The sequence below is a fragment of the Kitasatospora sp. GP30 genome (assembly GCF_029892145.1).
Lineage (GTDB): Bacteria > Actinomycetota > Actinomycetes > Streptomycetales > Streptomycetaceae > Kitasatospora > Kitasatospora acidiphila.
In genome coordinates this window covers 24,162-37,569 of sequence record NZ_JARZAH010000038.1, presented here as the reverse complement: position 1 = coordinate 37,569, position 13,408 = coordinate 24,162, and the positions used below count along the sequence as shown (strand labels likewise).

The 13,408-nt window shown below is 72.6% G+C and carries 17 protein-coding genes; 16 read left to right on the top strand and 1 reads right to left on the bottom strand.

Features of this window, described 5'->3' with window-relative positions; all coding sequences use genetic code 11:
* Nucleotide 1: 1 nt before the first annotated feature.
* The 4 genes from hisH to hisF are packed head-to-tail and all read left to right on the top strand — an operon-like array spanning nt 2 to nt 2,585.
* Entirely contained in the window at nt 2–637 is a 636-nt protein-coding gene (gene hisH / locus P3T35_RS33080; protein WP_101379891.1) for an imidazole glycerol phosphate synthase subunit HisH, read from the top strand.
* Nucleotides 638–664: 27 nt separating this feature from the next.
* Entirely contained in the window at nt 665–1,390 is a 726-nt protein-coding gene (gene priA / locus P3T35_RS33075) for a bifunctional 1-(5-phosphoribosyl)-5-((5-phosphoribosylamino)methylideneamino)imidazole-4-carboxamide isomerase/phosphoribosylanthranilate isomerase PriA (protein WP_101379890.1), read from the top strand.
* On the top strand, nt 1,387–1,818 hold the full coding sequence (locus P3T35_RS33070; protein WP_101379889.1) for a RidA family protein: 432 nt from the start codon (nt 1,387–1,389) through the stop codon (nt 1,816–1,818). The genes priA and P3T35_RS33070 overlap by 4 nt, the downstream gene beginning before the upstream one ends.
* Entirely contained in the window at nt 1,815–2,585 is a 771-nt protein-coding gene (gene hisF, locus P3T35_RS33065; protein ID WP_101379888.1) for an imidazole glycerol phosphate synthase subunit HisF, read from the top strand. The genes P3T35_RS33070 and hisF overlap by 4 nt, the downstream gene beginning before the upstream one ends.
* Here hisF and P3T35_RS33060 read toward each other — a convergent pair.
* The gene (locus tag P3T35_RS33060) at nt 2,582–3,118 is read right to left on the bottom strand and encodes a hypothetical protein (protein ID WP_101379887.1); all 537 of its coding nucleotides are present in this window, start codon (nt 3,116–3,118) and stop codon (nt 2,582–2,584) included. The two genes, hisF and P3T35_RS33060, sit on opposite strands and share 4 nt — an antisense overlap.
* 96 nt (nt 3,119–3,214) lie before the next feature.
* On the opposite strand from P3T35_RS33060, the gene hisI reads away from it, so the two are divergent.
* The 12 genes from hisI (at nt 3,215) to lgt (ending at nt 13,386) form a co-directional block, all read left to right on the top strand.
* Nucleotides 3,215–3,598, top strand: coding sequence for a phosphoribosyl-AMP cyclohydrolase (gene hisI / locus P3T35_RS33055; protein ID WP_101379886.1), 384 nt, complete (start codon nt 3,215–3,217; stop codon nt 3,596–3,598).
* Between the two features lie 37 nt (nt 3,599–3,635).
* Nucleotides 3,636–5,156, top strand: a complete 1,521-nt coding sequence (locus P3T35_RS33050) for an anthranilate synthase component I (RefSeq protein ID WP_101379885.1) — start codon at nt 3,636–3,638, stop codon at nt 5,154–5,156.
* 245 nt (nt 5,157–5,401) lie between these two features.
* Nucleotides 5,402–6,037 carry a TIGR02234 family membrane protein gene (locus tag P3T35_RS33045; RefSeq protein ID WP_101379883.1) on the top strand — a complete coding sequence of 212 codons (636 nt, stop codon included), beginning with the start codon at nt 5,402–5,404 and terminating at the stop codon, nt 6,035–6,037.
* 121 nt (nt 6,038–6,158) lie between these two features.
* Nucleotides 6,159–6,440, top strand: coding sequence for an HGxxPAAW family protein (locus P3T35_RS33040; protein ID WP_101379882.1), 282 nt, complete (start codon nt 6,159–6,161; stop codon nt 6,438–6,440).
* A 161-nt stretch (nt 6,441–6,601) separates the two neighbouring features.
* Nucleotides 6,602–7,039: a DUF2752 domain-containing protein gene (locus P3T35_RS33035; protein ID WP_280708881.1), complete on the top strand. Its 438-nt coding sequence runs from the start codon at nt 6,602–6,604 to the stop codon at nt 7,037–7,039.
* 260 nt (nt 7,040–7,299) lie between these two features.
* Entirely contained in the window at nt 7,300–8,106 is an 807-nt protein-coding gene (trpC, locus tag P3T35_RS33030) for an indole-3-glycerol phosphate synthase TrpC (RefSeq protein WP_101379881.1), read from the top strand.
* Between the two features lie 200 nt (nt 8,107–8,306).
* The gene (trpB, locus tag P3T35_RS33025; RefSeq protein WP_101379880.1) at nt 8,307–9,542 is read left to right on the top strand and encodes a tryptophan synthase subunit beta; all 1,236 of its coding nucleotides are present in this window, start codon (nt 8,307–8,309) and stop codon (nt 9,540–9,542) included.
* Entirely contained in the window at nt 9,539–10,348 is an 810-nt protein-coding gene (gene trpA / locus P3T35_RS33020; RefSeq protein WP_101379879.1) for a tryptophan synthase subunit alpha, read from the top strand. Before trpB ends, trpA begins: the two co-directional genes overlap by 4 nt.
* Nucleotides 10,349–10,550: 202 nt before the next feature.
* Nucleotides 10,551–10,739 (top strand): hypothetical protein, encoded by a 189-nt coding sequence (locus P3T35_RS33015; RefSeq protein ID WP_101379878.1) that lies wholly within the window; start codon nt 10,551–10,553, stop codon nt 10,737–10,739.
* 153 nt (nt 10,740–10,892) lie between these two features.
* Complete coding sequence (locus P3T35_RS33010; protein WP_101384950.1) at nt 10,893–11,366, top strand: MauE/DoxX family redox-associated membrane protein; 474 nt, start codon at nt 10,893–10,895, stop codon at nt 11,364–11,366.
* 58 nt (nt 11,367–11,424) lie between these two features.
* Entirely contained in the window at nt 11,425–12,276 is an 852-nt protein-coding gene (locus tag P3T35_RS33005; RefSeq protein ID WP_101379877.1) for a thioredoxin domain-containing protein, read from the top strand.
* A gap of 108 nt (nt 12,277–12,384) precedes the next feature.
* Entirely contained in the window at nt 12,385–13,386 is a 1,002-nt protein-coding gene (gene lgt, locus P3T35_RS33000; protein ID WP_101379876.1) for a prolipoprotein diacylglyceryl transferase, read from the top strand.
* The last annotated feature ends 22 nt before the right edge of the window (nt 13,387–13,408 follow it).

Here is a 13,408-nt window from a genome sequence, read left to right as displayed (position 1 = left end):
GATGGGCAAGAACGTCGTCGTCCTCGACTACGGCTCCGGCAACCTGCGTTCGGCGCAGCGGGCCGTGGAGCGCACCGGCGCGAACGTCACCGTCACCTCCGACTTCAAGACCGCGATGGACGCCGACGGGCTGCTGGTCCCCGGCGTCGGCGCCTACGAGGCCTGCATGCGCGGGCTGAAGGCGGTCCGCGGCGAGCAGATCATCGGCCGCCGGCTGGCCGGCGGCCGCCCGGTGCTCGGCATCTGCGTGGGCATGCAGATCCTCTTCGAGCGCGGGGTGGAGCACGGCGTGGAGACGGCCGGCTGCGACGAGTGGCCGGGCACCGTGGAGCCGCTGCAGGCGCCGGTGATCCCGCACATGGGGTGGAACACCGTCGAGGCGCCGCAGGGCAGCCGGCTGTTCGCCGGGCTCGACCCGCAGACCCGCTTCTACTTCGTGCACTCCTACGCGGTGCGCCGCTGGGAGCTCCAGGTCACCAACGAGAAGATCAACCCGCCGCTGGTCACCTGGGCCACCCATGGCGAGCCGTTCGTGGCGGCCGTGGAGAACGGCCCCCTGTGGGCCACCCAGTTCCATCCCGAGAAGTCCGGCGACGCCGGCGCCGCGCTGCTGACCAACTGGGTCGACACCCTCTGACGCTCCCCGAATCCTGGAAAGACACACATGAGCCGCCTCGAACTGCTCCCCGCCGTCGACGTCCGCAACGGCCAGGCGGTCCGCCTGGTCAAGGGCGCCTCCGGCACCGAGACCTCCTTCGGTGAGCCGCTGGCCGCCGCCCTGGCCTGGCAGCAGGCCGGTGCCGAGTGGCTGCACCTGGTCGACCTGGACGCCGCCTTCGGCACCGGCGACAACCGCGACCTGGTCGAGGAGATCGCCCGCACCCTCGACATCAAGGTCGAGCTCTCCGGCGGCATCCGCGACGACGAGTCGCTGGCCCGCGCGCTGGCCACCGGCTGCACCCGGGTCAACCTGGGCACCGCCGCCCTGGAGTCGCCCGACTGGGTGGCCAAGGTGATCGCCGAGCACGGCGACAAGATCGCGGTCGGCCTGGACGTGATCGGCACCCAGCTGCGCGGCCGCGGCTGGACCACCGAGGGCCCCGACCTGTTCGAGGTGCTGGCCCGGCTGGACGCCGAGGGCTGCGCCCGCTACGTGGTCACCGACGTCAACCGGGACGGCACCCTGAGCGGCCCCAACCTGGAGCTGCTGCGCCGGGTCTGCGCCGCGACCGACAAGCCGGTGGTGGCCTCCGGCGGCGTGTCCTCGCTGGACGACCTGCGTGCCATTGCCACCCTGGTACCGGAGGGCGTCGAGGGCTCCATCATCGGCAAGGCCCTCTACGAGCAGAAGTTCACCCTCGCCGAGGCCCTGGAGGCAGTGTCATCGTGACAGACCGTCAGATCGTGCGCGGCCGGCTGCTGGGTTCCTCCTACTGGGAGGAGCAGCTCGGCTCGGCCCGCGCGGTGGCGGCCGGTGACCTGGTGCTCGTCTCGGGCTGCACGGCCTGGCGGGACGCGAGGATCGAGCCCGAGGGCGACCCGTTCGGGCAGACCCTGGCCGCCTTCGGCACCGCCGTCGAGGCGCTCGCCGCCTACGGTCTGACCGCGGACGACGTGGTCCGCACCCGGATGTACATCACCCATGTCCGGGACGCCGACGAGGTGGGCCGGGCCCACCAGCAGCTGTTCGGCGCGATCCAGCCGGCCACCACCATGGTGGTGGTGGCGGGCCTGGTCGACCCCCGGATGATGGTCGAGATCGAGCTCGAAGCGCACCGCGCCGGGCTCGCCAACTCCCTGGAAGGCAACACGAGATGACCCTCGCGGTCCGAGTTATCCCCTGCCTGGACGTGGACGCCGGACGGGTCGTCAAGGGCGTCAACTTCCAGAACTTGCGCGACGCCGGCGACCCGGTCGAGCTGGCCAAGCGGTACGACGCCGAGGGCGCCGACGAGCTGACCTTCCTCGACATCACCGCCTCCTCCGGCGACCGCGAGACCACCTACGACGTGGTGCGGCGCACCGCCGAGCAGGTCTTCATCCCGCTCACCGTCGGCGGCGGCATCCGCACCGTCGAGGACGTCGACAAGCTGCTGCGGGCCGGTGCCGACAAGGTGGGCGTCAACACCGCGGCGATCGCCCGCCCGGAGCTGATCCGGGAGATCGCCGAGCGGTTCGGCCGCCAGGTGCTGGTGCTCTCGGTGGACGCCCGCCGCTGCCCGCCCGGCACCGAGACGCCTTCCGGCTATGAGGTGACCACGCACGGCGGCCGCCAGGGCACCGGCCTGGACGCCGTCGAATGGGCCCGGCGGGCCGCCGAGTTGGGCGCCGGCGAGATCCTGCTCAACTCGATGGACGCCGACGGCACCAAGGACGGCTACGACCTGGCGATGATCAGCGCGGTCCGCGAGCTGGTCTCCGTCCCGGTGATCGCCTCCGGCGGGGCCGGCAAGCTCGCCGACTTCGCCCCGGCGATCGACGCCGGCGCGGACGCCGTGCTGGCCGCCTCGGTCTTCCACTTCGGCGACCTGACTATCGGGTCGGTCAAGGACGCGCTGCGCGACGCCGGCCACCCGGTGCGCTAACCCTTCAGCGGCGCGGTCAACTTGGTGCCGCCCTCGCGGTCGGAGGCGGCCAGCAGGCAACTGGCGTCCCGGTAGCCCTGGCTGTAGTACTTCAGCGAGGGCCCGGTCGGCAGGCTGAACCAGGTGCCGCCGCCCTGCTTGGCCTCGGCGGCCGCCGCATAGGGCTGGCAGAGCCGCTCCAGGGTCAGGGCGATCTGGCTCTCCTTCAGCAGGCCGTCGGGCAGCAGCGGATTGCCGATCGACTCGGCGTCGTGCTGCCCGTCGCACTGCTGGGGCCTGGCCACCGTGATCACCGGGCTCAGCTTCGGGTGGTCCAGGCAGGCGCCGACCGGGAACCACGGGTACGGCAACTGCTTGGTCGGGCTCAGGCTGGGGGAGGGCGACGGCGAGGCGGTGGGCGACGGGGGCGGCGGGGCAGCCGCCCTGTGCTTCGGGCTCGGCCAGAGCAGCACGACGGCCAGTACGGCCACGACGAGCAGCAGGACCAGGGCCGGCAGGACCAACCGGCCGGCGGGGCGCGCGGACTGGGTCATGCGCACCAGAATCCCGCAGCCCGGCCGCCCGTGTGAGGCTTTCCCGGCAGTTGGTCAACGGCCCCGCCCGCCCCGCGAGCCTGCCAGAATGGCGTCATGTCATCCGCAACGCCGTCCAGCCCCGCCGCCCCCGGCAGCACCCGGCTCGACCCCGCCATCGCCGCCCGCCTCAAGCGCACCTCGGACGGCCTGCTGCCGGCCATCGCGCAGCAGTACGACACCGGCGAGGTGCTGATGCTCGGTTGGATGGACGACGAGGCGCTGCACCGCACCCTGACCACCGGCCGCTGCACCTACTGGAGCCGCAGCCGCCAGGAGTACTGGATCAAGGGCGACACCTCCGGCCACCTCCAGCACGTCAAGTCGGTGGCCCTGGACTGCGACGGCGACACCCTGCTGGTCCGGGTCGACCAGGTCGGCGCGGCCTGCCACACCGGTGCCCGCACCTGCTTCGACGAAGACGTGCTGCTCGCCCCCTGACCTCGAACGACCCTCGACGAGATTGGTGCTCCCGACGATGGACCTCGACGCCTTCCGCAAGCTCGCCGTCGACACCAGGGTCATCCCGGTCACCCGCCGACTGCTGGCGGACGGCCTGACCCCGATCGGCCTCTACCGCAGCCTGGCCGCCGAGCGCCCCGGCACCTTCCTGCTGGAGTCGGCCGAGCAGGGCCGCAGTTGGTCCCGCTACTCCTTCGTCGGGGTGCGCAGCGCCGCCACCCTGACCGTGGACGAGCAGGGCGGGGCCCGCTGGCTCGGCACCCCGCCGGTCGGCATCCCGCGCGACGGCGACCCGCTGGAGGTGCTGCGCGCCGCCCTGGCCGCGCTGCACACCCCGCGCCTGGACGACGACGGGCTGCCGCCGCTCACCGGCGGCCTGGTCGGCTACCTCGGCTACGACATCGTCCGCCGCCTGGAGAAGCTGCCCGACCTCAACCCGGACGACCTGCGGCTGCCCGAGCTGACCATGCTGCTCGCCACCGACCTCGCGGTGCTCGACCACGTGGACGGCACGGTGCTGCTGATCGCCAACGCGGTCAACCACAACGACCGGGCCAGCGGTGTGGACGAGGCCTACGCCGACGCGGTGGCCCGGCTGGACGCCATGGAGGCCGAGCTGGCCCGCCCGGTCGACCCGGGGCTGGCCGTCATCCGCCCGGTGCCCGCGGTCGACGTGCACTCGCCGTTCGGCGGCGCGCCGTACCAGGCGGCCGTCGAGCAGGTGAAGGAGCGGATCCGGGCGGGCGAGGCCTTCCAGGTCGTCCCCTCGCAGCGGTTCGAGGCGCCCTGCCCGGCCTCCGCGCTGGACGTCTACCGGGTGCTGCGCACCACCAACCCCAGCCCGTACATGTACCTGTTCCGGTTCCCCGGCCCGGACGGCGGCGCCGCGGGCGGCTTCGACGTGGTCGGCTCCAGCCCCGAGGCGCTGGTCAAGGTGACCAACCGGCAGGCGATGCTGCACCCGATCGCCGGCACCCGGCACCGCGGCGACACCCCGCAGCAGGACGCCGAGCTGGCCGCCGAGCTGCTGGCCGACCCCAAGGAGCGGGCCGAGCACCTGATGCTGGTCGACCTGGGCCGCAACGACCTGGGCCGGGTCTGCGCGCCGGGCAGCGTCGAGGTGGTCGACTTCATGTCGGTGGAGCGGTACAGCCATGTGATGCACATCGTCTCCACCGTCACCGGCGAGGTCGCCGACGGCCGCACCGCCTTCGACGTGCTCACCGCCTGCTTCCCGGCCGGCACCCTCTCCGGGGCGCCCAAGCCGCGCGCGATGCAGATCATCGAGGAACTGGAGCCGACCCGGCGCGGCCTCTACGGCGGCTGCGTCGGCTACCTGGACTTCGCCGGGGACGCCGACACCGCGATCGCCATCCGCACCGCCGTCCTGCGCGACGGCACCGCCTACGTCCAGGCGGGTGCCGGCGTGGTGGCCGACTCCGACCCGGTCAGCGAGGACACCGAGTGCCGCAACAAGGCGGCGGCCGTGCTGCGCGCGGTGGCGGCGGCGAACGGCCTGGCGTCGCCGGTGTCGTGAGGGCGACTGTTCACTACGCGCAGTGCGGTATTCCGATCTACGTGGTGATTGATCCGGCCTCAGCCGTGTGCACCGTGCACAGTTCTCCGAGGAGCAGCGGAGCCTTCGCTGACCGCGAGGAGGTCCCGTTCGGTGCAGACCTGGTGCTTCACCTGGAGGGCCGCGAGATGGTGATCGAAACCACGGGGTTTCCCCGGGGGTGACCCGGTGCTCGACGGATAGCCGTCCCGGGGGATAGTGGACGGGTGACTGCCGCACCCGCACCTGCCCCCGAGTCCGCCGCGCCCGCCGCCGAGACCGCGCCCGCTCGCCCCGCCGCTGCGCGGCGCAGTTTGGGTGTGATGCTGCTGCTGATCGTGGTCGGCGCCACGCTGGTGCTGTGGGCGGTCGGGCGTAGCTGGGCCTCGGGCAAGGTGGCCGGGCTGGACGTGACGGCGAGCGGGAGCGACATCTCGGGGCTGCCGAGTGCCCTCGCGCTGGTCTCGCTGGCGTCGGGGGTGGCGGTCTTCGCGGTGCGCGGTGCGGCCCGCGCGGTGGTCGGTGGGCTGGTCGTGCTCGCCGGCCTGGGCACCGCCGCGGCGGCCGGCCTCGGGGCCGGGGACACCGCCGCGCTGGACTCCGACGCGGCCCGCAAGCTGGGGCTGACCGGGGTGACGGCCGAGCACGTCGGCCACACCGCCTGGCCCTGGGTGGCGCTGCTCGGCGGGCTGCTGCTGGCGGTGGCGGGGCTGTTGACGATCCGTCAGGGCAAGGCCTGGCCGAGCATGGGCGCCCGCTATGACGCGCCGACCGCCCGGCGCGCCGCCACCGCCGCCAAGAGCACCGGCACCCCGGCCGATCTGTGGAAGGCGCTGGACCGCGGCGAGGACCCGACTGCCTGACGTTCCCGAGTGAACGCTCTGCGAAGCGTGACGGTCCTCACTCGGACCCGGCTTGGGAGCGCCGAAAGGCGTCGGCAACAATGGTGGGTGACAGACCCGCGGAACCAAGGAGTACCCACACATGTCACGGCAAGCCCATGGACACACCACTGCTGCCTGGACCGGCGTGGTCATCGCCTTCGTAGGTTTCTGCGTCTCCGGCGTCGGCATGATCATGGCCTCGCCGATCATCGTGATCGCCGGCCTGGTCGTCGTGCTCGCCGGTGGTGCGGCCGGCCTGGCGATGAAGGCGGCGGGCATGGGCAGGCAGCCCGACCCGAAGGTCGAGCAGATCAAGGCCGAGTACCGCGCGCTGCGCACCGCGCAGGCCGGCGCCCCCGAGGCCGTCACGGCCAACGCCTGACGCCGCCGTAGCGAACGTCCCGGACCGGGGCGCCAGGGCCTTGCGGGCCCGGCGCCCCGGTCCGCGTGTTTGCGCGACCGGCGGTGCGCGTCGCCCGCCCGCACCCCTGCCGCCGCGCGGCGGTGCGCGTGCCCGGACGGCACCCGGGCAGAATCAGCACCGTGACCGCACCGAGCACCACCGCCGGCGGGCCGGTCCTGCGCCGGCTGAGCCGCCCGTTCGCTGCCCTGGCCGCCGCCGCGCTGCCGACCGCCTACATCGCCGCCGTCGACCCGAACACCCCCGGGCACTATCCGCTCTGCCCGTTCCGCCAGGCCACCGGCTGGTGGTGCCCCGGCTGCGGCGGACTGCGCTGCGTGCACGCGCTGGCCCACGGCGAGTTCACCGCCGGCCTGCACGACAACCTGCTGGCCGTGGTGCTCTTCGTGGTCCTCGGGGTGCTCTGGGTGCGCTGGGCCTTCGCGGCGCTGACCGGCGGCCCCGGGCCGCGGGTGGCGATGGGCCCGGCCCGGCTGGTCGCGCTGGGGCTGGTGCTGGTGGCCTTCACCGTGCTGCGCAACCTGCCGGCCGGCGTGCACCTGGCGCCGTCGGCCGTCTGACTCCTGGCGCTCCCGGCTGCCCGCCCCCTGGGCCGCCCCCGGTGACCTGCGCCGCTACCGGTCCGCAGGGCGAGACGTGCGCCGGGCGGATGCTCTGCGCGCCCCCCGGTGCGGCTACCATCGAGTTGCCGATGGACGTGTGCCGGCCGCTGCCGCCGCATGATCCGATCGGGCCCCTGGAAGTTTTCGGGTGTAGAGAGGTGCACGGTGCGCGAGGCACGTGACATTCCGGCCGTGATGGCCAGGGGAGAGGCAGCCTGATGAGCGTGCTGGACGACATCGTCGCCGGAGTCCGCGAGGACCTCGCCGAGCGGCAGGCCCGGGTCAGCCTGGACCAGCTCAAGGAGCTGGCCGCCAAGGCCCCGCAGGCCAAGGACGGCGTGGCCGCGCTCCGCGGCGAGGGCGTGCGGGTGATCTGCGAGGTCAAGCGCTCCAGCCCGTCCAAGGGCGCGCTCGCCGCGATCGCCGACCCGGCCGCGCTGGCGGCCGACTACGCGGCCGGCGGTGCCGCGGCGATCAGCGTGCTCACCGAGCAGCGCCGGTTCGGCGGTTCGCTCGCCGACCTGGACGCGGTCCGCGCCGCGGTCGACACCCCGCTGCTCCGCAAGGACTTCATCGTCACCGCCTACCAGCTCTGGGAGGCCCGCGCGCACGGCGCCGACCTGGTGCTGCTGATCGTCGCCGCGCTGGACCAGCCGGCCCTGGTGTCGCTGATCGAGCGGGCCGAGTCGATCGGGCTGACCCCGCTGGTGGAGGTGCACGACGAGGAGGAGATCGCCCGCGCGGTCGACGCCGGCGCCCGGGTGATCGGGGTGAACGCGCGCAACCTCAAGACCCTCGAGGTGCACCGCGACACCTTCGCCAATGTGGTGCACGCGATCCCGGACCGCATCGTCAAGGTGGCCGAGTCCGGTGTGCGCGGCCCGCACGACCTGATCGCCTATGCGAACGACGGCGCCGACGCGGTGCTGGTCGGCGAGTCCCTGGTGACCGGCAAGGACCCGCGCACCGCGGTCGCCGACCTGGTCGCGGCCGGCGCCCACCCCGCGCTGCGGAACAAGGGCTGATCACCATGTCGCTCAGCGCCCGCCTGGCCCCCGGCTGCCGCCCGCGCGGCTGTCGGGCGCCCGCGCGCCGGGTGCTGGGGCGGCGGGTGCGCTATGTGATCGGGTGCGAGCCTGGGCAGGTGCCCGGTCGCCGATGGCGTCGGACGGATCGTCACTCCAGCTGACTTCCGCTTCATCGTCATCCAAGGATCACAACTGACATGTCAGATCATCTGACGGGCCCGCAGGTGCCCGACGTCCGCGGCTACTTCGGTGCCTACGGCGGCCGCTTCATCCCCGAGGCGCTGGTCGCCGCCGTGGAGCAGGTCGCCGAGGAGTACGAGAAGGCCAAGCAGGACCCGGCCTTCGCCGCCGAACTCGACCTGCTGCTCAAGGACTACACCGGCCGCCCGAGTGCGCTGACCGACGTGCACCGGTTCTCCGCCGAGGCCGGCGGCGCCCGCGTGCTGCTCAAGCGCGAGGACCTCAACCACACCGGCTCGCACAAGATCAACAACGTGCTGGGCCAGGCCCTGCTCACCCGCCGGATGGGCAAGACCCGGATCATCGCCGAGACCGGCGCCGGGCAGCACGGCGTGGCCACCGCCACCGCCTGCGCGCTCTTCGGCTTCGACTGCACCATCTACATGGGTGAGGTCGACACCGAGCGCCAGGCGCTCAACGTCGCCCGGATGCGGATGCTCGGCGCCGAGGTGGTGGCCGTCAAGTCCGGCAGCCGCACCCTCAAGGACGCGATCAACGAGGCCTTCCGCGACTGGGTGGCCAACGTCGACTCCACCCACTACCTGTTCGGCACGGTGGCCGGCCCGCACCCGTTCCCGGCCATGGTCCGCGACTTCCACCGGGTGATCGGCATCGAGGCCCGCCGGCAGGTGCTGGAGCGCACCGGCCGACTGCCCGACGCGGTGGTCGCCTGCGTCGGCGGCGGCTCCAACGCCATGGGCATCTTCCACGAGTTCATCCCGGACGCGGGCGTGCGCCTGGTCGGCTGCGAGCCGGCCGGCGAGGGCCTGGAGACCCAGCGCCACGGCGCCACCCTCACCAAGGGCACCCCGGGCGTGCTGCACGGCATGCGCACCTACGTGCTGCAGGACGAGGACGGCCAGACCGTCGAGAGCCACTCCATCTCGGCCGGCCTGGACTACCCGGGCGTCGGCCCCGAGCACGCCTGGCTCAAGGACACCGGCCGCGCCGAGTACCGCACGGTCACCGACGACGCCGCGATGCAGGCACTGCGCCTGCTGTCCCGCACCGAGGGCATCATCCCGGCCATCGAGAGCGCCCACGCGCTCGCCGGGGCACTGGAGTTGGGCCGCGAGCTGGGACCGGAGGCCACCATCCTGGTCAACCTGTCGGGGCGCGGCGACAAGGACATGCACACCGCCGCCCAGTACTTCGGCCTCTACGACGAGCCGGCCAAGGGGGAGAACCGATGACCTCCAAGCTCACCACGGTCCTGGCGCAGGCCCGGTCCGAGAACCGGGCGGCCCTGATCGGCTACCTGCCGGCCGGCTTCCCGACCGTCGACGGCGGCATCCGGGCGGTCAACGCCCTGATCGAGGGCGGCTGCGACGTCGTCGAGATCGGCCTGCCGCACTCCGACCCGGTGCTGGACGGCGCCACCATCCAGACCGCCGACGACATCGCACTGCGCGGCGGCGTGCGGATCACCGACGTGCTGCGCACCGTCAAGGAGGTGGCCGAGGCGCACCCGGCGGCCGCCGTGCTGGTGATGACGTACTGGAACCCGGTGGACCGGTACGGCATCGCCCGGTTCGCCGCCGACCTGGCCGCCGCCGGGGGAGTGGGCGTGATCCTGCCGGACCTGCCGGTGGAGGAGTCCGGCGAGTGGCGCAAGGCGGCCGCCGAGCACGGTTTGGACACCGTCTTCGTGGTCGCGCCGTCCAGCCGGGACGCGCGGCTGGCCGAGGTCACCGCGGCCGGCAGCGGCTTCGTCTACGCCGCCGCCGTGATGGGTGTCACGGGATCCCGGGCCCAGGTCGGCGAGCTGGCCGAGGATTTGGTGGCCCGCACCCGGGCCGCCACCGAACTGCCGGTCTGCGTGGGCCTGGGCGTCTCCACCAGTGCGCAGGCCGCCCAGGTGGCCGGCTTCGCCGATGGGGTGATCGTCGGCTCGGCCTTCGTGCAGCGGATCCTGGACGCCGGCGCGGACGAGGCGGCCGCGCTCGACGCGGTGCGCGCGCTGGCGGGCGAGCTGGCGCAGGGCGTGCGCTCGCGCTGAGCCGCCCTCGGCAATCACCGACGGCCCGTCGCTTCCCGGACACCGGGGGGCGCGGGCCGTTGCCATGCGCCGATCCATTCGGGTGAAATTAGCGGACCTGACGTGTTACCGACGGGGACCGGACGTTGTATCCGGTGCGGCTGCGGGGAATGCTCCCGGTCTCCGCCGTTCGCGTAACTCACAACCACCGGGAGGCGAGGCCGTGGCCGGGATCCACCGTGCGGTCCTGCTGCGAGCGGTTGCCGCCGCCGTGGTGCTGGCCGTGGCATTCGGCAGCGAGCACGTGGTGGGCCACGCGTTCGCCCGCAGGGGTGCCGAACTGGCGTCCCATCAGCACCAGGACCGGCAGCACCACGCGCCCGCACGGCAGGTCAACCTGCTGCACCCTTGACGCGCCATCACCCATTCGGGTGAATCAGACACTTTGGACCATTCGGCATCTATCCCCTACGGTTCGTCAGGTAGCTCCGGCGGGCCCGCTGGCCCGGCAACGGACGTCGTCGAGGGGGTAGGCAGCATGGTCGAGGCGGTGGCGGTGGGCAGCATGCGTCGGGTGGTTGACGGACCGGCGGCGGAGTGGCTCAGCACCGCCGTGCGGCTGGCCCTGGCAGTGGTCTGGGCCTGGGCGGGCCTGGCCAAGATCTCCGATCCGGCCGTGGCCGCGCAGGCGGTCCGGGCCTATCGGATCCTGCCCGAGGGGCTGGTCAAACCGGTCGGCTACGGGCTCCCGTTCCTGGAACTGGCGCTGGCGCTGCTGCTGCTGGTCGGCCTCGGGGTGCGGATCGTCGCGGTGATCTCGGTGGTGCTGCTGCTCACCTTCATCGCCGGGATCAGCTCGGCCTGGGCGCGCGGCATCTCGATCGACTGCGGCTGCTTCGGCGGCGGCGGCGCGGTGGCCAAGTCGCAGACCCAGTACGGCCAGGAGATCCTGCGCGACTGCGGATTCCTGCTGCTGGCGCTCTGGCTGGTCTACCGGCCGCGCTCCAAGGCCTCGGTCGACGCCTGGCTCGCGCTCTGACCCACTCGGTGCGCTGGAACCAGCCGCACCGCCAACTTTCCCGGAAGCCTGAATGTCATTGAGTGAGAAGAACCGCGACGGCAAGCGCTCCGCCCGCGAGCGGATGCAGGACGAGCGCGCGGCCCAGCAAGCCAAGGACGCCCGGCGCAAGAAGCTGCTGGTCATCGGCACCGTGCTGGTGGTGATCGCCGCCGGCGTCGGCATCGGCATCGCGGTTCAGAACAGCCGCTCGGCGCCGTCCACCCCGACCGCGGCGCCGGCCGGGGCGATCGGCGACAAGAAGCTGATCATCCCGGACGGCCCGGCCAACGCCCCGTCCACCCTCACCGTCTACGAGGACCCGCGCTGCCCCGCCTGCGGCGGCTTCGAGCACCAGTTCTCGGCCACCATCGACCAGTTGCAGGACCAGGGCAAGCTCTACGGCAACTACCACATCGTCTCGTTCATCGACCGGCACGACAGCGGCCACGGCTCCAAGAACGGTGCCAACGCGCTGGCCTGCGCCCAGGACGCCGGGTACTTCCGGGCATACCACGACGTGCTCTACAAGAACCAGCCCGACGAGACCGTGGACACCTGGAAGGACAAGTCCCAGCTGATCGCCCTGGCCAAGCAGGTCCCCGGTCTGGACACGCCGACCTTCGAGAACTGCGTCAACAGCCAGCACTTCAAGAGCTGGGTCTCGGCGGTGGAGCAGGACTTCGACAAGACCGGCTACACCTCCACCCCGACCGTTCTGCTGAACGGCAAGTCGATCTATCCGAAGAACGGCAACGACGAGATCTCCCCGGACAACCTGGTGAAGTGGGTCGACGAGGCCAACCAGGGCAAGCCGCTGGGCACCACCGGCAGCGCCTCGGCCAGCCCGGCGCCGACCAGCACCGCGGCGGGGGCCGTGCCGCCGAACTGACCCGGGCCATCCGGGGTCACGGTCCGGTTCCGTGCCCGAACCGGTTTCGAACCGGTACGGCGGGCGGTTCGGGCTTCAAAGTCAGGACACGGTAGCGTCGGTGATGTCATGGAACTCGCTTACATTCCGAGCCCGTCGCGGGGCGTCCTCCACCTGGGACCGATCCCGCTGCGCGCGTACGCCTTCTGCATCATCATCGGTGTTGTTGTCGCCGTCTGGCTCGGCAGCAAGCGCTGGGTCGCCCGCGGTGGGGCCAAGCACACGGTGGGCGACATCGCCGTCTGGGCGGTGCCGTTCGGCCTGGTCGGCGGCCGGCTCTACCACGTGATCACCGATCACCAGCTGTACTTCGACCCGGGCCGCAACCCGTGGAACGCCTTCAAGATCTGGGAGGGCGGCCTCGGCATCTGGGGTGCGATCGCGCTCGGCGCGGTCGGCGCCTGGATCGGCGCCCGCCGCCGGGGCGTGCCGCTGCCGGCCTACGCCGACGCGATCGCCCCCGGCATCGCGCTGGCCCAGGCCTGCGGGCGCTGGGGCAACTGGTTCAACCAGGAGCTCTACGGCCGGCCGACCTCGCTGCCCTGGGGCCTGAAGATCCACAAGGTGGATGCGGACGGCACCGTGGTCGACGGGGTCTTCCAGCCGACCTTCCTCTACGAGTCGCTCTGGTGCGTCGGGGTGGCGCTGCTGGTGCTCTGGGCCGACCGCCGCTTCAAGCTGGGCCACGGGCGGGCCTTCGCGCTCTACGTGATGGCCTACACGGTGGGCCGGGCCTGGATCGAGTACCTGCGGATCGACGAGGCGCACCACATCCTGGGGCTGCGGCTCAACGACTGGACGTCGATCGTGGTGTTCGCCGGTGCGCTGGCCTACTTCGTGCTCGTCGGGCGGCTGCGCCCGGGCCGCGAGGCGCCGGACTCGATCGACCCGGTCGGCGTGCGGGAGGAGGCCGAGGCCGCCGCCGGCGCGGCGGAGTCCGGGGCGCCGACCGAGCCGGAGGTCGCAACGTCCACCGAGAAGCCGACTTCCGCGAAGCCCGCCGACCAGCCGGTCACCGAGAAGCCCACCGACCAGCCGGTCACCGCGAAGCCGGCCACCGAGGACGTCTGACGCTCGGCGCAGGCGCAACATC